Here is a 17,978-nt window from a genome sequence, read left to right on the forward strand (position 1 = left end):
ATATACTTAAAGTTTGACTTTTTCGCATTTATTATTAAATTCTCTACGGAAAAATCAAAAAGTCCGAATCCTGCTGAAATTACCATACCTAAATTGAATTTAAAGCTTGTTTTAAATCGTCTATCACATCATCTACATGTTCCAAACCTACTGAAACTCTTACCAAACCCGGTTTTATGCCTGCTTCTAAACGGTCTTCTTCACTTAACTTACTATGTGTTGTAGAAGCAGGATGCGTAACAATACTTCTCGTGTCTCCCAGGTTTGCCGATCTTGAACAAAGCTTGATCGCATCTATAAATTTTCTTCCCGCTTCAATGCCCCCTTTAATCTCAAAAGCTACGATATTTCCTCCTTTTTTCATCTGTTTTTTCGCAATTTCATATTGCGGATGCGACTTCAAAAAAGGATATTTTACATTTTCAGCATTGGCTTCAGTCTCTAAAAACTCGGCTACTTTTTCAGCATTTTCACAATGCTTGTCCAGCCTTACCGAAAGTGTTTCCAAACTTTTAGAAAGCACCCAGGCATTAAACGGCGACAAAGCCGGTCCCGTATTCCTTGAGAACAGGTAGATTTCCCGAATTAAATCGGCATTTCCCACTGTTACACCGCCCAGAACGCGGCCTTGCCCGTCTATTAATTTTGTAGCCGAATGTATTACCAAATGCGCTCCGAATTTTATAGGATTCTGCAGCCAGGGCGTGGCAAAGCAATTATCAATTATTAAAATAAGATTATGCTTTTTAGCAATTTCTCCCAGTAATTCTAAATCCAAAATATCTACACCGGGATTTGTAGGAGTTTCGGCGAAAATAATTTTTGTTTCCGGCTTTATTAAACTTTCAATTTTATCGACTTCATTCACATTGAAATAGGAATGCGAAATATTCCATTTTGGAAAAAACTTGGTAAACAAACTATGCGTTGACCCAAAAACCGATCTTGCCGAAATTATATGATCCCCACTATTCAATAGCGCAGCAAGGCTGGAAAACACAGCGCTCATTCCCGTTGCAAATGAAAACCCGGCTTCTGCGCCTTCCATTTTCGCTATCTTCTCAGTAAACTCTGAAGTGTTTGGATTGGTAAATCGGCTATAAATATTGCGCTCTTTTTCTTCAGAAAAGGAAGCTCTCATATCTTCAGCATCATCAAAAACATAACTGGACGTTAAGTACAGTGGAGTAGAATGCTCCTGGTACTGGGTGCGTTCATTTTGTGTTCTAATGGCTTCGGTTTCAAAATGCATAATTGTTGGTTTTGTTGGATTTTTAATTAAGTCTTTGTGATAATTTGAGCACATCGCTAACTACACCGCGAGCGGTTACCGCTGCTCCTGCCCCGGCTCCTTGAATCACCAGCGGTTGATCGCCATAAGATTCAGTGTAAATTTCAAAAATATTATCGGCGCCTTTAATTTGGCCCAGCGCGGTATTTTTGGGTTCAGAAATAAGTTTTGCCTCCAGGTTGGCGCTTCCTACTTCAATTTCTCCAATGTACCGTAGCACGTGATCTTTGTTTTGTTCTTTTTTATACTGAAAAAATATTTCATCCAGCTCCCCTATTCTACGCTGAAATTCTTCCGCGGACGTTTGTCCGTTTAACTGCTCCGGAATTAAAGATTGAATTTTCACTTCCTGAAACTCCTTTTCCAGCTGAAGCTCGCGCGCCAGGATCAATAATTTTCTTCCCACATCGTTTCCCGAAAGATCTTCACGGGCATCGGGCTCGGTATAACCCAGGTTTCCGGCTTTTTGCAAAACATCAGAGAATTTCTCTTTATTTTCAGAAAAAGTATTGAAAATAAAACTTAGCGAACCGGAGAAAACTCCGCGTATTCTAGTGACTTTCTCCCCGGCCTGGTGCAAGCCCTGTACGGTTTGTACAATTGGCAAACCGGCACCCACATTGGTTTCATAGAAAAAATGTTTCCCGTGGTAATCTAATTCTTTGCGCAATTTTTTATAGAAATCGGCAGAAAGTGTATTCGCAACTTTATTGGCGGCTACCAGGTTAAAGCCGTTTTGAATTAACCGAATATAAATCTCTACAAACTCCTTGCTCGCCGTAGCGTCTATAGCAATAAGATGTTCCAAATCGTGCTCTTTGGTAAAATCGAGAATGTCTTCTAGTTTATACTTTTCAGCAGATTTCTTGAAATCTTTTTGCCAGCTTTCAGAAATTCCATCAGCATTGAAAAGTGCTTTTTTTGAATTTGCAATCACAGGAATACTTACAGAAACTCCGGAATGCTCTTCCCACTGCTTTTTTGCACTTATTAGTTGCTGGATCAAGGTACTGCCTACGTTACCGATTCCAAACAAGATGATGTTTACTTTTTTCATCTATTATATTTTAACCCCAAATTTGGGAATTTGCCTGTTTGTTAAAACTTTTTGCTTCCAGAACTGCGCTGCTTTCATTTTCTATAGTCCTGGTTTTAAATACAGGATTTAAAAATCTGGACAATTGCGAAGCTTCAATTAAAAAGGCATCATGCCCGTGAATTGATCTTATTTCGTAGATATTTACATTATTTTTTACCAGCGAAAGGTTTACATACGTATCCCAATTCTCATCGGCCAGGAAAAACCAGTCAGAATTCACAGTTACAATATGAATATTGCCCTTAATTTTCTTTGCGGCTTCCAGGTAATTACCGCTGCCTTTGCTAATATCTATGGTAGTTAACAAGTGGTTCATAAACTTGTATGATGCCAATTGAAAACGCTCTTCCAGTTTATCTCCGTGATATTGCAACCAACCTTCTACTTTATAACAAGGCTTCACATCTTCTTTAGTACGATTAAATTTCTTACTTAAAGATTGTGGGGTGCGGTAGAAAGTCATCGCGTGCATTCTGGCATCTTTTACCGGCTCTTTGGAATTATTCAGAATTTGTTCCTGCACTTTACAATTTGCCAACACCCAATCGGTCGCTTTATAATCTGTAGCGATGGGAATAATATTTTCGGCTAAATCTGGTTTTAGAGCCGCGAGTTCCCAGGCCAAAGCGCCACCAATAGAGCCACCAATTATGGCAAAGAGTTTTTTAATTTTTAATTGCTGAAGTGCCAACGCCTGAATTCTGGCAATATCCCGAAGCGTAAATTCTTTATAGTTTTCAATTAAATGTTCCTTTTTTCCGTTGAAACCATTTCCCGGAATATTAAAAGCCAGGATGCTAAATTTTTCGGTATCAATACACTTTTGAGGTCCGACAATTTTTGTCCACCACCCGAGTTTTCCTGTAATTTGGGAATTTCCGGTAAGCGCGTGATTTATTAAAACCACCTGAGCAGTTTCCGGATTTTGCCCAAATTGTTGAAAGCTCAAATAAATATCCTGCACCGTTCCCGCGGAATTTTTAAAATCTTTTAAACAGAGTTCCTGTAGCATTTTCTTATTTTTTTGAATTAGAAAGAGCAAAAGGAAAAAGACTTAACCTGGCTGCTTTTTCCTTTGCCTTTCCACCAACAATAAATTATACCAGTGCTTTTTTATCAATTTTAGCAAAAGCTTCTTTTAAATCTGTTTTTAGGTCTTCCACATCTTCCAGGCCTACCGAAAGACGAATTAGATCTTGTGTAACCCCGGTGGTAGCTTGTTGCTTTTCGTCCAGTTGCTGATGCGTAGTACTGGCAGGATGAATAATCAAAGATTTGGTATCGCCGATATTAGCAACCAGGGAGAAAAGTTTCGTTTCATCTGCTACAACTTTAGCCGATTCAAAGCCTCCTTCAACTCCAAAAGTAACCACACCACTTTGCCCTTTTGGAAGATATTCTTTCGCAAGTTTATTATTCTTGCTGCTCTCTAAGCCGGGATAATTAACCCATTTTACTTCTTCCTGCTGCTCCAGCCAGGTGGCAAGATTCAAGGCATTTTCACTATGCTGCTTTATTCTGATTTCCAGCGTTTCCAAACCTTGTAAGATCTGAAAAGCGTTGTACGGACTTAAAGCCGCGCCGTGATCACGAAGACCTTCAATTCTCACTTTCGCGATAAAAGCAGCTTCCTTTAGAGCTTCGTGATAAACGAGCCCGTGGTAACCCGGCGAAGGTTCTGTAAATTCGGGGAATTTTCCATTTGCCCAGTTAAAATTTCCGGCATCTATAATGGCTCCTCCAAGCGAAGTCCCGTTTCCGCTAATATATTTGGTAAGGGATTCAATAACAATATCGGCACCGTGTTCTATAGGTTTTAGCAAGGAAGGCGTAGCAACTGTATTATCTACTATGAAGGGAACTTTTAGCGCGTTGGCTTCTGCAGCTATAGCTTTAAGATCTAAGACATCCAGTTTTGGGTTTCCCAGCGATTCTACAAAAACGGCACGGGTATTTTCCTTAGCAGCCTTTTTAAAATTCTCAGGATATTCCGGGTCAACAAAAGTGGTTGTGATTCCAAACCTGGGTAAAGTTACACTTAGCAAATTGTAAGTTCCGCCGTATAAACTGCTTGAAGCTACAATATGATCTCCAGATTTTAAAAGCGTTAAAAGTGTAGTATTGATGGCAGCCGTTCCTGATGCTGTCACTACCGCAGCGATTCCTCCTTCCAACGAAGCAAGGCGTTGTTCCAAAATATCGTTGGTAGGATTGTTTAAACGGGTGTAGATGTAACCCGGTTCTGCAAGTGAGAAAAGATTGGCAGCGTGATCTGAATTATTAAAAACATAAGAAGTTGTTTGGTAAATAGGCACCGCTCTTGTTCCTCCGTTAGTTTTTGTATCGTGACCGGCGTGTAATGCGTTTGTTGAAAATTTTTGAGTACTCATAATTTCTAGTTTTTTTAAAGTTGCGCTTCATTTTTAGAAGCTTGATTTTGTTTTTTGATAGATTCCCACCTTCGTGGGAATGACTTATTTAAATAAAAAAAGCCCCCTTAAGTAGCTATTACCAAGGGGACCTTTTAATTGAACTCTAAACAAACTAAGTTACATTCGGTTTTGGCAATAGCGTTTCATGTGTCGCATAGACATACACATCATCATAGTGCGCATCATCTTATTATTTATTGCCTTTATCATATTTTAATTTTTGTCATTCCCGTGCAGACGGGAATCTAATTTTTACTAACCTATTTTCTTATTCTGAATTTCCGCCTCCGCGGAAATGACTAAGTTTTTAAACAAAAAAAGCCGCTGCGGTGGCAGCGGCTTTTGCAATTTATATCTTTTCAGAATTAAGCAATAGAGCGCGCTGCGGAATTTCTTCCCATCATCATACGCATCATATTGCAAATTACCTGATTCATTTCGTTGTTTTGTTGGTTACAAAGATAAGGGCAGAAATTTTTAATATCCAAACCCAAATTCAATTTTTACGAAAAAAAGTTTTTTATCAGTTTAAAATAAATATTCAGGAATAAAATTGATTAAAAATTATTTATTATTCATTTTTAGTTGAAAATCTATTTATAAACATCTATTTTTCAGGATTATAAATTCAGCTTTACATTTTTATACGTTTAATTCTAATTTGAAAAGTAATTCAACAGGACGAAAAAGAAAGTTAAAGGAAGTATGAGTTTAGGTTATTTTTATACATTTGTAATCGAATTATTAAAGGGAAGGATTTGACTGATTGCAACCCTTTTATGCTTTTTAAGAAGTGTAAGAAAAATGCTAAAGCAGTATCACTACTCCCTTAGCTTTCCTGTCAAATTCAACCCGTATTTTTTAAAAACTAATTTAAAAATATGGCTTATTTATTTACTTCAGAAAGTGTTTCTGAAGGACACCCAGATAAAATCGCTGATCAGATTAGTGATACTTTACTCGATAACTTCCTTGCATTTGATGAAAATTCTAAAGTCGCCTGTGAAACTTTGGTTACTACGGGCCAGGTGGTACTTGCCGGTGAAGTTAGAAGCAACACCTATCTAGATGTACAAAACATTGCCCGCGAAGTAATCAATGATATTGGTTATACCAAAGGAGCCTACAAATTTAGTGGGGATTCCTGTGGGGTTATTTCTTTAATCCACGAGCAATCCCAGGAAATTTACCAGGGTGTAGATCGCGAAAATAAAGAAGAACAGGGCGCCGGGGACCAGGGAATGATGTTTGGCTATGCAACCAACGAAACCGAAAACTATATGCCTCTGGCTCTGGATATTTCCCATAAGATCTTAATTGAACTGGCAAAATTAAGACGTGAAGGCAAGGATATCCCTTACTTACGCCCAGATTCTAAAAGCCAGGTTACCATAGAATATAGTGACGATAATGTTCCGCAGAAAATTGTGGCCATTGTGGTTTCTACCCAGCATGATGAGTTTGATGAGAATGATGATGAAATGCTGAAAAAGATCAAGAAAGATATTCTTGAAATTCTTATTCCACGAGTAAAAGAACAATTACCTGATTATGTTCAGAAACTGTTTAATGATGATATTACTTATCATATAAATCCTACCGGAAAATTTGTAATTGGTGGGCCTCACGGTGATGCCGGACTTACCGGAAGAAAAATTATTGTAGACACCTACGGCGGCAAAGGTGCCCACGGTGGTGGTGCTTTCTCAGGAAAAGATCCGAGTAAAGTAGACCGCTCGGCTGCTTACGCATCGCGTCACGTTGCCAAAAACCTTGTTGCTGCGGGACTTGCCGACGAAGTTTTAGTGCAGGTTTCTTATGCTATTGGAGTGGTAAAACCTACTTCAATTTCAGTAGAAACTTATGGAACTTCCAAAGTAGATATGAAGGATGGGGAAATCGCTAAAAAAGTTGCTGAAATTTTTGATATGCGTCCCTGGGCTATTGAAAACCGTTTAAAGCTTAGAAATCCTATTTATAGAGAGACTGCAGCATACGGGCATATGGGCAAAGAACCAAGAACGGTAACCAAAATCTTTAAAAGCCCATATTCTGGAGAAATAAAGAAAGAAGTAGAGCTATTTACCTGGGAAAAACTTGACTATGTAGATAAGGTTAAAGAAGCTTTTAGTTTATAAATTATCATCTCTAATTACCACCTAAAATGCCGCTGAAATCAGCGGTATTTTTTTTTGACGTTTTCTTCGGAAAGCTTTAACAACCGGACGCAGTTTTAATTCCTAATTTTAGGACTACACCAATCAAACATTTTATGTCCGTTTTTAGAAAAGTAAGAAACACCATCAACCTATTAAAGTCGGTTGATATGGATCAACTCGCCAAAATAAATGAGCAAATAGATCTTTCAGCAGCGATGAAAAGTTTAGGCCAGCTTGATGAACGCCAACTCAAGGGGTTGATGAAAATGTTAAAAACCAAGCAGAAAAAAGGACAAAGTGACCTTCCTCCTATTACCGGTGATTTTTACAATCTAGACCTTAAACTTAACGAGGAGCAGCGAAAGCTTCAAATGGATGTGCGAAATTTCATGGAAGATGAAGTTCGCCCACTGGTAAATGATCATTGGAACCGCGCTAAATTTCCACACGAGATCATAGAGAAATTCAAGAAACTAAATATCACGGGTGTTCCTTATGAAGGTTATGGCTGCCCAAATCTTCCGTTTTTGATGGAGGGTATCATCGCCCAGGAAATTGCCCGGGTAGATGTTTCCATTTCAACTTTTTTCGGGGTTCATAGTGGGCTTGCTATGGGATCTATTTATCTCTGCGGAAGCGAAGAACAAAAACAGGAATGGCTTCCGAAGATGCAAAAATTAGATGCTATTGGCGCTTTTGGACTTACAGAACCTAATGTTGGATCTGGTGTTGCGGGGGGACTCGAAACTACCTGCAAGTTTGATGGTGAAAACTGGATTTTAAACGGCCAGAAGAAATGGATTGGTAACGCGACTTTTGCTGATGTAATTATCATCTGGGCGCGAGACGAAGATAGCAACCAGGTAAAGGGATTTTTGGTAAGGAAAGGAAATCCTGGTTATAAGGCCGAAAAAATGGAAGATAAAATGGCGCTTAGAATTGTTCAAAATGCCATTATTACCTTAACCGATTGTCAAATTCCTGAAAGCGATAGGCTACAAAAGGCAGATTCATTTAAAGATACCGCAAAAGTATTGCGAATGACTCGAGCTGGAGTTGCCTGGCAGGCCGTTGGTTGTGCTCGTGGAGCATACGAAAGTGCACTTAAATATACCCGAAAAAGAGAACAATTTGGAAGGCCAATCGCCTCCTACCAGTTAATACAAAATCATTTGGTAGAAATGGTTTCCAATCTTACAGCAATGCAAACACTGGTTTTTAGACTTTCTGAAATGCAGGATGCCGACTTACTTACAGATGAACACGCTTCTTTGGCGAAAGTTTTCTGTAGTATGCGAACCAGAGATGTAGTAAGCCGTGCCCGTGAGGTTATGGGTGGAAACGGAATTCTACTTGAACACGATGTAGCGCGCTTCGTGGCAGATGCTGAAGCCATATATAGTTATGAAGGAACAAAAGAAATTAACTCGCTTATTGTAGGCCGTGCCATTACTGGATACAGTGCCTTTGTAAGCTAAATATTAACCATTCAAAAAAATAATTAAGAATGTCATTTTTAGTAGTTAGTCCGGGAAAAGACCCGAAAGCTTGGGTTGAAGCTTTAAAAAATCAACATCCAGGTATGGATATCTATGTATATCCTGAAGATCACGATAAGGAAGAAGTAGAATTTGCCTTAACCTGGAATCACCCGCGTGGGATATTTCAAAATTACCCTAATCTAAAAGTTATTGCATCTATGGGTGCCGGGGTAGACCATATAACCAGTGATGAAGAGCTCCCCGAAAACGTGAAAATCACCAAAGTTGTAGACGATCGCCTGGCGGAGGATATGGGAACTTTTGTGTTAAGTCTTGTTTTAGCACATCAAAGAAACCTGCTTCATTACCGCGAAAGTCAAATTAATGAAAAGTGGGAGCCAGTTCCATATACCCGAAATAATGATGTTAAAGTTGGGATATTAGGATTAGGTAATCTGGGACAAAGTGTAGCCGATAGCTTATTAAAGAACGGTTTCCAGGTTATAGGCTTTTCCAAGCATAAAAAAGATTTTGAAAACGTAGAAAGCTTTGCCGGAGAAAATGAGTTTGATGAATTCCTGGAGCAAACGAATATTTTGGTGAATATGTTGCCATTAACACCAGATACCGAAGAAATACTTAACCTAGATTTATTTGAAAAATTGCCCAAAGGAGCTTATGTAATTAATGTAGCCCGTGGCGAACATTTAGTAGAACAGGACTTATTGGCTAAAGTAGATGATGGTCATCTTTCTGGCGCGGCATTAGATGTTTTCTGGGAAGAACCGATTAGAGACGAACACCCGTTTTGGAAACATCCAAAAATTAGAATAACTCCACATATTGCCAGTGTAACACATCCAGACTCCGTGATTCCTCAAATAATTGACAATTACGAAAGAATGAAGGATGATGAGGAGCTTAAGAATGTGGTTGAAAGAGATAGAGGTTATTAATTTATAAATTTCAGCTTATGAAAGTTTTCAAAAACATTCTTGTCGCCATAGATTTTAACGACGCTGTGGGAGAACTCTTGTCGTATGCTGAAAGTATAGCTGAAAAATTCGGGGCAAAAATATGGGTGGTCCACGTGGCCGCCCCAGACCCCGATTTTGTAGGTTATGATACTGGCCCCCAATATATAAGAGATATGCGAGCCGATGAATTAAAAGCTGAACATAAAGAATTACAGCAAATTCGGGAAATGTTCATAGATAAGAATATAGAATCTGACGCACTCCTTATTCAGGGTTCTACGGTAGAAACGGTGCTGGAGGAAGCTAAAAAGCTTAAAGCTGATATGTTGATTGTGGGAACCCACAAACATAGTTTCTTTTATAATCTCTTTGCTGAAAGCGTTTCGGTAGAATTATTTAAAAATTCTGAAATTCCAGTATTTTCCATTCCTTTCGGGGAAGAAAAATAAGCGCTTATTTAGGCTAAACTTTAATTTAATAATAAAAAATTCTATTAATTTTAGGGTCATAAATTGGTTATAATGATCACTAAGAAAGAATTTACTACACTTCATTTACAAATTTCACCATACATTCACCGTACTCCAGTTTTATCTTCAGGATTATTAAATAAAATCGCTGAAACTGAAATCTTTTTTAAATGTGAAAACTTTCAAAGAATGGGCGCATTTAAAATGCGTGGTGCAACTGCTGCAATTTTAGCTTTAAGTGAAAAAGAACAAACAAAAGGTGTGGTCACTCATTCTTCAGGTAATTTTGCACAGGCGGTTTCGCTTTCTGCAAAAAGCCTGGGAATCCCGGCCTATATCGTGATGCCTTCTTCTGCCCCTCAAGTTAAAAAAGACGCTGTAAAGACCTATGGCGGAGAAATTACAGAGTGCGAACCTAACCTAAAAGCCAGGGAAGCGGCTGCCATTAAAATTCAGCAAGAAACCGGTGCCAGCTTTCTTCATCCATCCAATCAATTAGAAGTCATTTACGGGCAGGGAACCGCAGCGATAGAATTACTCGAACAGAAACCCGATTTAGATATTATCATTACACCGGTTGGCGGTGGCGGACTTGTTGCCGGAACTGCACTTGCTACAAATTACTTCGGAAATAATTGCAAAACAATTGGTGCTGAACCATTTGAGGTTGATGATGCGTACCGGTCTCTAAAATCTGGTAAAATTGAAACTAATTCCAGTACAAATACAATTGGCGACGGATTAAAAACTCAGCTAGGAGATAAGAATTTTCCAATTATTCAAAAGTTTGTTTCCGAAATTATAAGAGTTGAAGAGGAAGAAATCATCGCGGCTATGAAACTTATTTGGGAAAGAATGAAAATTGTAGTTGAACCTTCTAGCGCAGTTGCATTTGCCGCCGTTTTACGTGAAAAAGAAAAATTTCGAGAAAAAAAAGTGGGAATTATTATTTCAGGGGGGAATGTAGATTTAAGCAATTTGCCTTTTTAAATCCTTGAATTGCTTCTCCTGCGAGGTTTTTTTATACCTCGTAGGTATAATTTTTAATTAATCATAGACCTACAAGGTTTGCTAAAGCTTGCAGGATTTAAAATTCTTCTTTTTCCTTTAAAACACTCACCGTTACCAAAAGTTGCCCAATATGCCGCTGACTATGTTCTGCAGCATGGAAAAGCAAACCGATAACCGTTGAAGGGAATTCTTTTCTCCCCACAGGTCTATATTCGGTTAGAATATTTTCGGGGGTGTTTTTTAAAAATTCTATTGCTTCATTTACTTTTTTCTGAAACTGTTGCACCAAAAATTCTAATGAAATTCCCTCATCCGGTTTTCCTTCGTTTTTTAAATACTGGAATTGAGCATCCGATAATTTTTCAGCTTCGGCGTAGGTCAGCATTCTATCTATTACTCCGGTTAAATGTTGAAGATGAAATCCTACCGAAGCGCGCCCTGCTGGATTTTCCCACAGTAATTTCTCTGGGAAATCCTTCATATATTCTTCTACTTCTTCCCGGGATTGTAATAAAGCGTGGGCGGCGGGTTGCAGCAAATTGGGAACATCAGCTACTTTTCCTCTTAACCAGAATTCGGGTTTATTTTTATTCATTTTTCAGCAAATTTTATCCAGAGAAAATATTCAAAAACAAACTTAATCGAAAAGCTTAGAATTAAAGAAAATAATCTTTTAAAAGGATGCAGTATTTAAATCTGAGCGAGCAATTAGAGCTTTTAAGCTTTTCATAGTATATTTAGCCTCGTTAAAAAACCGCACTATGTTTAAAAAATTCCTCCCGGCCATCTTTATACTTTTGGCCACTCCAAATCTAATTTCACAAGAAAAAGGAGAAGAAAAAAAATGGGATGTCAATGATCCATATTCAGATGACTGGAATATTAAGGAAGTTCCATTGCAAACCGATGAAGGTACCTGGATAAACCTGGATGTTTCTCCCGATGGAAAAACAATTGTTTTTGATCTTTTAGGTGATATTTATAAAATGCCAATTAGCGGTGGAAAAGCCGAACTTCTAAGAAGCGGAATGGCCTATGAAGTTCAGCCGCGTTTTAGTCCCGATGGTTCTAAAATCTCATTTACCAGCGATGCCGGAGGTGGTGATAACATTTGGATTATGGATGCCGATGGCCAAGATGCCAAACAACTTACCAAAGAAGATTTTCGACTGCTAAATAATGCGGTTTGGATACCTGACGGTAACGCAATCGTAGCCAGGAAACATTTTACTTCAGGCCGCTCTTTAGGTGCCGGCGAAATGTGGTTGTACCATATTGGCGGGGAAGGCGGATTGCAGCTTACCGAGCGTAAAAACGATCAGCAGGATGTGAATGAGCCAAGTATTTCTCCCGATGGACGCTATCTTTATTACAGCGAAGATATGTACCCGGGCGGAATGTTCCAGTACAATAAAGATCCTAATAAGCAGATCTATGTAATTAAACGTTACGATTTTGAAACCGGGGAAAACACAACAATAACCGGCGGTCCCGGTGGTGCTGCAAGACCACAGGTTTCTCCTGATGGGAAAAAACTTGCTTTTATAAAGCGAATAAGGACAAAATCGGTTTTATACATTCATGATTTGGAAACCGGGGAAGAATGGCCGGTTTACGATAAATTGAGTAAAGACCAGCAGGAAGCCTGGGCTATTTTTGGCGTTTATCCCGGATTTAGTTGGATGCCTTCAGGAGAAGAAATTGTATTCTGGAGCGAAGGAAAAATCAACAAGGTAAATATTGAAAATTACAATGCGGAAGTGATTCCGTTTGAAATAGAAAATACAATAGAAATTGCCGAAACTCATCGCAGCGAACACAAAGTATTTTCAGAAGAATTTAATCCGAAAGTGATTCGTCACGCGGTGACTTCACCTAATGGAAAAACCCTGGTTTTTAATGCTGTAGGCTACCTGTGGAAAAAATCCTTACCAAACGGAAAACCTCAGCGTATTACCAGTGGCGAAGATTTTGAATTTGAACCCGCTTTCTCCCCTGACGGAAAAGAGATTGTATATGTAACCTGGAATGATGCTGAAATGGGAGCCATTATGAAAGTTGGTTTAAATGGAAGAAATTCCGAAAAGCTCACTTCAGAAAAAGGAATTTACAGAAATCCTGCTTTTTCCAATGATGCTGAAAATATTGTTTTTATAAAGGAAAAAGGAAACAGCGACCAGGGACAAACCTTTAGTAAAAATCCAGGAATTTATACGATGAGTGCTTCCGGAGAAAATATTGAAAAAATCTACGATTCGGGAGATTTCCCGATGTATAGCAAAGACGATTCCCGAATCTTCTTTCAAACCGGTGGCGCACTTATGGGCAGCCTGGAAAAAAGTTTAAAAAGTATAGATCTAAGCGGAAACGACGAGCGTACTCATATTAATTCAAAACACGCTAACCGTATAGTGCCAAGCCCAGATAATAAATGGGTAGTTTTTAGTCATTTGCACCAGGCTTATTTGGCGCCACTTACTATGACGGGAAGGACTTTAGAATTGGATAATAATACCAAAACTATTCCTGTGACCAAAATCACAAAAGATGCAGGAATGAACCTACATTGGTCGAACAACAGCGAAAATGTGCACTGGACTTTGGGTGATGAATATTTTACAAATGAAGTTTCAGAACGTTTTACCTTTCTGAAAAACTCACCCGATTCTATTCCCGATATTACTGAAAAAGGCACAAAAATAGGACTTGGGCTAAAAACCGATGTTCCGGAAGGGCAAATTGCTTTTACCAACGCCAGGATCATCACCATGAATGGCGATAAAGTAATCGAAAACGGAAGTATTTTAATCGAAGAAAATAAGATTGTTTCTATTGGCGAAGCTTCCGAAGTAAAGCTTCCGAACAATGCGAAAGTGTATGACCTGGAAGGAAAAACCATCATGCCGGGAATCGTAGATGCACATGCCCACATTGGCGCTTTTAGATATGGTTTGACCCCGCAAAAACACTGGCCTTTATATGCGAATATGGCTTTTGGAGTGACGACGGTACACGATCCTTCAGCGTTAAGTGAAAGTATTTTTAGTATGGCAGAAATGGTAAAAGCCGGTGAAATGGTTGGACCCAGAATTTATTCAACAGGAATTATTCTTTACGGGGCTGAAGGCGATTTTAAAGCGGTGATCAATAACCTTGACGATGCCAGATCGGCCTTAAGAAGAACTAAGGCTTTTGGGGCGACTTCGGTAAAAAGTTATAATCAGCCGCGCCGGGAGCAGCGTCAACAAATTATGCAGGCTGCAAAGGAACTGGAAATGAATGTAGTTCCTGAAGGTGGAAGCACCTTTTTACACAATATGAATATGATTGTGGATGGGCATACCGGGATAGAACACAACATCCCAATTGCCCCGGTTTATAAGGATGTAAAAACACTATGGGGAAATAGCAACACCGGATATACACCAACCCTTATTGTAAATTACGGCGGGATAAACGGGGAATATTATTTCTATGACAAAGATAAAGTCTGGGAAAATGAGCGTTTATTGAATTTCACTCCGAGACAAATCGTGGATTCCCGTTCCCGAAGAAGGGAAACTTTGCCTGAAGAAGAATATGAGCAGGGACCAATTTTGGTTTCAGAAACTGCTAAAGAACTTTCTGATATTGGTGTAAAAGTGAATCTTGGCGCCCACGGACAATTACAGGGACTTGGTGCTCATTGGGAACTATGGTTACTACAAATGGGCGGAATGACCAATATGGAAGCTTTACAGGCCGCAACAATTAATGGCGCTGAATATATTGGAATGGGCAGCGAAATTGGTTCTCTAGAAGAAGGTAAATTAGCCGATTTAATTGTTTTGGAGGAAAATCCGCTGGAAGATATACGCAATTCAGAATCTGTAATTTATACTATGGTTAATGGAAGATTATACGATGCTGAAACGATGAACGAAATTGGCAACAACCCAAAAGAACGCGGTGAATTTTATTGGGAAGATAATAAATACAATGCGGCATTTCCGTGGCACGAAAGTACACAAAGCTTTACAGCACCGGGTTGCACCTGCCACAGATTGACTAATTAAAAAACCAGAACTCAAGCTGGATAGTTAGATTTTAGTTCTTAAATTGGCTTAAACAAACCTAATTTGGTAACTTTTAAAACAAAATAACTATCCAGTTTTCTTTGCTGAAAAATGAAATTTTATGAGAAGGGTTAAATTTGGAAGGCTTTTCACTCACAGAAAGATAGATGAAAGTATCATTCGTGAACACCTTGCGCTGGAAAGAACTAAACTCGCCAATGAGCGCACATTGTTATCCTACACCCAGGCGGCACTTTATTTTTTGCTCGGGGGTTTGGCCTTGATTCAGTTAAAAGAATATGAGGAGATGCATTATATTGGTTACCTGGCCCTGGTATTCTCTGTGCTCTTTGTCACTGTAGGCATTTGGCGGTTCATCGTACTTAGAAATAAGATGAAAGATCTTTTAAAGGGTAAAATAGAGTCTTCAGCTGAAGAGGAAGAAGAACCGGAGAATAATTAATAAGTTTATTAGAATACACAGTTCGATATTTTTTTGAAATCATTAAACCTTCAATTTTTATTAAGTCCAATTGCAAACTTTCACCCATTATTTTCTTCATTTTATAGCTATTGGCGCTATTGCCTGGTTTTGCGATAAAAGGAACTGGAAAAAGAACTGGCTTATTTTACTCGCCACTATGGCCGTAGATCTTGACCATGTTTTTGCTACCCCTCTATTTGACCCTATGCGCTGCGGTATTGGCTATCATCCTTTACATTCCCAACTTGCTATCCTCACTTATTTTTTAGGAATGATCTTTACTAAAAATAAAATCTTAAGACTCATTTTTATCGGTTTACTATTTCATATGCTTACCGATTTTATAGACTGTCTGTGGATGTTTTCTAAATGCGGGGAGTGCTATACTTCTTCTGAAATTTATAAATGGTTTAATTAAATTTTTCAGAAAAATTAAAAATGTCAAATTTTAGAGTCAAGCCTCGGAGCATTAATTATCGAGTAAAAAACCTGAAAAACTGAATATTTAGGGTATAAACAGTTCCCAGGCTTCTTCTGCTTAAGCAACAATTTAAGGGTTTAAATTCTTGTTTTCTTCATCATTTAGCATTCTTGATTTTATTAGAAAACGGTAACCGGTAGGAATATCGAGCGAAAAACTTCCGCCTCTACCTTTTACAATATCCACAGTTAAATGGGTATGTTTCCAATATTCAAATTGGTCGTGGCTCATATAAAAATTTACGCCGCCAACTTCCCCCATTAAAATATCGTTCTCGTCTATATAAAAATCTTCTTTTGCCAATAACATTGGTGTAGAACCATCGCAACAGCCACCACTTTGGTGAAAGATCACCTCGCCGTGCTGTTGCTTAAGTTCTTGCAACAATTTATTTGCATCAGGAGTTATTTCTACTCTTTTATAGTCCATTTCTAAAAGAATCCCAGTTTATTCTTATCATAAGAAATTAGCATATTCTTGCTTTGTCTATAATGATTAAGCATCATTAAATGGTTTTCCCTACCAAAACCGGATTTCTTATAGCCTCCAAACGGTGCGTGCGCAGGATAATCGTGATAGCAATTCACCCAAACTCGTCCGGCCTTTATCGCGCGTGGAATTTGATACAGTTGGTGCGCATCCCGCGTCCAAACTCCGGCTCCAAGACCATACATCGTATCGTTTGCAATTTCAATGGCTTCCGCTTCATTTTTAAAAGTACAAACCGCAACCACAGGACCAAAAATTTCTTCCTGGAAAACCCTCATTTTATTATGGCCTTTTAAAATAGTTGGCTGAATGTAAAATCCGTTTGCTAAATCTCCATCAAGTTCTGCTGCACCACCGCCGGCTAAAACCTCGGCGCCTTCATCCTTCCCTATCTTAATATATTCAAGGATTTTCTGATGCTGATCACTGGAAGCCTGTGCACCCATCATCGTAGATTCTTCAAACGGATTACCCATTTTTATAGCTTTGGTACGCTCAATCACCCTTTTAATGAATTCATCATAAATATCTTCCTGAATTAAAATCCTGGATGGTGCAGTACAAACTTCACCCTGGTTAAATGCAAAAAGCACAGCGCCTTCAATACATTTATCAAGGAAAGCATCGTCGTGATCCATAATACTATTAAAGAAGACATTCGGTGACTTCCCACCAAGTTCCATCGTTACGGGATGCAGGTTTTTTGAAGCATACTGCATAATTAATTGCCCGGTAGTGGTTTCTCCCGTAAAGGCCACTTTATCTACATTTGGGCTGGAAGCCAAAGGTTTCCCTGCTTCAGGACCAAAACCGTGAATAACATTAAAAACTCCCGGAGGTAAAAGATCTGCAATCTTTTCAGCTAAAAATGTTGCAGAAGCTGGGGTTTGTTCTGCGGGTTTTAAAACTACGCAGTTTCCGGAAGCCAAAGCCGGAGCAACTTTCCAGGCTAGCATTAATATTGGAAAATTCCACGGAATAATTTGCGCTACTACTCCAAGTGGCTCGTTGATAATTAAAGAAAGGGTATTTTCATTCAATTCTGTAGCCGATCCTTCTTCGGCTCTAATGGCTGAAGCAAAATATCTAAAATGATCTGCCGCTAAAGGTACATCGGCATTCATTGTTTCACGGATGGATTTCCCGTTATCGGCAGTTTCCATTTGCGCAAAGGTTTCCAGGTTTTCGTGAATAACATCAGCTATTTTATGCAGAATCGCAGCCCTTTCAGAGGCCGAAGTTTTTCCCCATTCGTGTTTTGCATTATTAGCAGCTTCAATGGCGCTTTTTACATCTTTCTCGTTAGATCTTGGATATTTGGCTAATAACTTATTATCTACCGGCGAATGGTTTTCAAAATACTTGCCGTCTATGGGATCCTGGAATTTCCCGTTAATGAAATTGCCATATTTTTCTTTAAATTTTGGTGCTGAATAGCTCATAGAAATATTTTTTTAATTTACCTCACTAATATCTTTAATTTTAAGACTAATTAATTGAACTTTTCTACAAATAAGTATTACATTACTACTAACTTCTTAAATTAAAC

General features: G+C 38.7%; 15 protein-coding genes. 8 read left to right on the top strand and 7 right to left on the bottom strand.

Features of this window, described 5'->3' with window-relative positions:
• Positions 1-88: 88 nt before the first annotated feature.
• From FG27_RS04795 to FG27_RS04810, 4 genes are all read right to left on the bottom strand, one after another.
• Complete coding sequence (locus tag FG27_RS04795) at positions 89-1,252, bottom strand: PLP-dependent aspartate aminotransferase family protein (protein WP_037321953.1); 1,164 nt, start codon at positions 1,250-1,252, stop codon at positions 89-91.
• Between the two features lie 22 nt (positions 1,253-1,274).
• Positions 1,275-2,348, bottom strand: a complete 1,074-nt coding sequence (locus tag FG27_RS04800) for an aspartate kinase (protein ID WP_037316231.1) — start codon at positions 2,346-2,348, stop codon at positions 1,275-1,277.
• Positions 2,349-2,358: 10 nt separating this feature from the next.
• Positions 2,359-3,402, bottom strand: a complete 1,044-nt coding sequence (locus FG27_RS04805; protein WP_051935763.1) for an alpha/beta fold hydrolase — start codon at positions 3,400-3,402, stop codon at positions 2,359-2,361.
• A gap of 85 nt (positions 3,403-3,487) precedes the next feature.
• The gene (locus tag FG27_RS04810; RefSeq protein ID WP_037316232.1) at positions 3,488-4,780 is read right to left on the bottom strand and encodes an O-acetylhomoserine aminocarboxypropyltransferase/cysteine synthase family protein; all 1,293 of its coding nucleotides are present in this window, start codon (positions 4,778-4,780) and stop codon (positions 3,488-3,490) included.
• Between the two features lie 923 nt (positions 4,781-5,703).
• On the opposite strand from FG27_RS04810, the gene metK reads away from it, so the two are divergent.
• The 5 genes from metK to FG27_RS04840 all read left to right on the top strand — a co-directional run bounded on the left by metK (position 5,704) and on the right by FG27_RS04840 (position 10,899).
• Complete coding sequence (gene metK, locus FG27_RS04820) at positions 5,704-6,960, top strand: methionine adenosyltransferase (RefSeq protein WP_037316238.1); 1,257 nt, start codon at positions 5,704-5,706, stop codon at positions 6,958-6,960.
• Between the two features lie 134 nt (positions 6,961-7,094).
• On the top strand, positions 7,095-8,459 hold the full coding sequence (locus FG27_RS04825) for an acyl-CoA dehydrogenase family protein (RefSeq protein ID WP_037316241.1): 1,365 nt from the start codon (positions 7,095-7,097) through the stop codon (positions 8,457-8,459).
• A 29-nt stretch (positions 8,460-8,488) separates the two neighbouring features.
• The gene (locus tag FG27_RS04830) at positions 8,489-9,418 is read left to right on the top strand and encodes a glyoxylate/hydroxypyruvate reductase A (protein WP_037316248.1); all 930 of its coding nucleotides are present in this window, start codon (positions 8,489-8,491) and stop codon (positions 9,416-9,418) included.
• A gap of 17 nt (positions 9,419-9,435) precedes the next feature.
• Positions 9,436-9,888: a universal stress protein gene (locus FG27_RS04835; protein WP_037316253.1), complete on the top strand. Its 453-nt coding sequence runs from the start codon at positions 9,436-9,438 to the stop codon at positions 9,886-9,888.
• Between the two features lie 72 nt (positions 9,889-9,960).
• Positions 9,961-10,899 (top strand): pyridoxal-phosphate dependent enzyme, encoded by a 939-nt coding sequence (locus FG27_RS04840; RefSeq protein ID WP_037316256.1) that lies wholly within the window; start codon positions 9,961-9,963, stop codon positions 10,897-10,899.
• Positions 10,900-10,996: 97 nt separating this feature from the next.
• Here FG27_RS04840 and FG27_RS04845 read toward each other — a convergent pair whose 3' ends face one another.
• On the bottom strand, positions 10,997-11,515 hold the full coding sequence (locus tag FG27_RS04845; protein WP_037316259.1) for a DinB family protein: 519 nt from the start codon (positions 11,513-11,515) through the stop codon (positions 10,997-10,999).
• A 166-nt stretch (positions 11,516-11,681) separates the two neighbouring features.
• Between FG27_RS04845 and FG27_RS04850 the strand changes: the two genes are divergently transcribed.
• The 3 genes from FG27_RS04850 (at position 11,682) to FG27_RS04860 (ending at position 15,877) form a co-directional block, all read left to right on the top strand.
• Positions 11,682-14,975: an amidohydrolase family protein gene (locus FG27_RS04850; protein ID WP_037316262.1), complete on the top strand. Its 3,294-nt coding sequence runs from the start codon at positions 11,682-11,684 to the stop codon at positions 14,973-14,975.
• A gap of 121 nt (positions 14,976-15,096) precedes the next feature.
• Positions 15,097-15,438 carry a DUF202 domain-containing protein gene (locus tag FG27_RS04855; RefSeq protein ID WP_037316265.1) on the top strand — a complete coding sequence of 114 codons (342 nt, stop codon included), beginning with the start codon at positions 15,097-15,099 and terminating at the stop codon, positions 15,436-15,438.
• A gap of 70 nt (positions 15,439-15,508) precedes the next feature.
• Complete coding sequence (locus FG27_RS04860; RefSeq protein WP_037316268.1) at positions 15,509-15,877, top strand: DUF6122 family protein; 369 nt, start codon at positions 15,509-15,511, stop codon at positions 15,875-15,877.
• Between the two features lie 132 nt (positions 15,878-16,009).
• On the opposite strand, the gene FG27_RS04865 is transcribed toward FG27_RS04860, so the two are convergent.
• The gene (locus FG27_RS04865) at positions 16,010-16,369 is read right to left on the bottom strand and encodes a DUF779 domain-containing protein (protein ID WP_037316271.1); all 360 of its coding nucleotides are present in this window, start codon (positions 16,367-16,369) and stop codon (positions 16,010-16,012) included.
• A 2-nt stretch (positions 16,370-16,371) separates the two neighbouring features.
• Positions 16,372-17,871, bottom strand: coding sequence for an aldehyde dehydrogenase family protein (locus FG27_RS04870; protein WP_037316278.1), 1,500 nt, complete (start codon positions 17,869-17,871; stop codon positions 16,372-16,374).
• Between the last annotated feature and the right edge of the window lie 107 nt (positions 17,872-17,978).

Origin of the sequence: Salegentibacter sp. Hel_I_6 (assembly GCF_000745315.1) — a bacterium.
Classification (GTDB): domain Bacteria; phylum Bacteroidota; class Bacteroidia; order Flavobacteriales; family Flavobacteriaceae; genus Salegentibacter.

Excerpts from the sequence above, each read along its gene's own strand:
- FG27_RS04870 (WP_037316278.1), bottom strand. The coding sequence starts at position 17,871 with ATGAGCTATTCAGCACCAAAATTTAAAGAAAAATATGGCAATTTCATT.
- FG27_RS04800 (WP_037316231.1), bottom strand. The coding sequence starts at position 2,348 with ATGAAAAAAGTAAACATCATCTTGTTTGGAATCGGTAACGTAGGCAGT.
- FG27_RS04840 (WP_037316256.1), top strand. The coding sequence starts at position 9,961 with ATGATCACTAAGAAAGAATTTACTACACTTCATTTACAAATTTCACCA.
- FG27_RS04845 (WP_037316259.1), bottom strand. The coding sequence starts at position 11,515 with ATGAATAAAAATAAACCCGAATTCTGGTTAAGAGGAAAAGTAGCTGAT.
- metK (WP_037316238.1), top strand. The coding sequence starts at position 5,704 with ATGGCTTATTTATTTACTTCAGAAAGTGTTTCTGAAGGACACCCAGAT.
- FG27_RS04830 (WP_037316248.1), top strand. The coding sequence starts at position 8,489 with ATGTCATTTTTAGTAGTTAGTCCGGGAAAAGACCCGAAAGCTTGGGTT.
- FG27_RS04865 (WP_037316271.1), bottom strand. The coding sequence starts at position 16,369 with ATGGACTATAAAAGAGTAGAAATAACTCCTGATGCAAATAAATTGTTG.
- FG27_RS04835 (WP_037316253.1), top strand. The coding sequence starts at position 9,436 with ATGAAAGTTTTCAAAAACATTCTTGTCGCCATAGATTTTAACGACGCT.
- FG27_RS04810 (WP_037316232.1), bottom strand. The coding sequence starts at position 4,780 with ATGAGTACTCAAAAATTTTCAACAAACGCATTACACGCCGGTCACGAT.
- FG27_RS04795 (WP_037321953.1), bottom strand. The coding sequence starts at position 1,252 with ATGCATTTTGAAACCGAAGCCATTAGAACACAAAATGAACGCACCCAG.
- FG27_RS04855 (WP_037316265.1), top strand. The coding sequence starts at position 15,097 with ATGAGAAGGGTTAAATTTGGAAGGCTTTTCACTCACAGAAAGATAGAT.
- FG27_RS04825 (WP_037316241.1), top strand. The coding sequence starts at position 7,095 with ATGTCCGTTTTTAGAAAAGTAAGAAACACCATCAACCTATTAAAGTCG.
- FG27_RS04805 (WP_051935763.1), bottom strand. The coding sequence starts at position 3,402 with ATGCTACAGGAACTCTGTTTAAAAGATTTTAAAAATTCCGCGGGAACG.
- FG27_RS04850 (WP_037316262.1), top strand. The coding sequence starts at position 11,682 with ATGTTTAAAAAATTCCTCCCGGCCATCTTTATACTTTTGGCCACTCCA.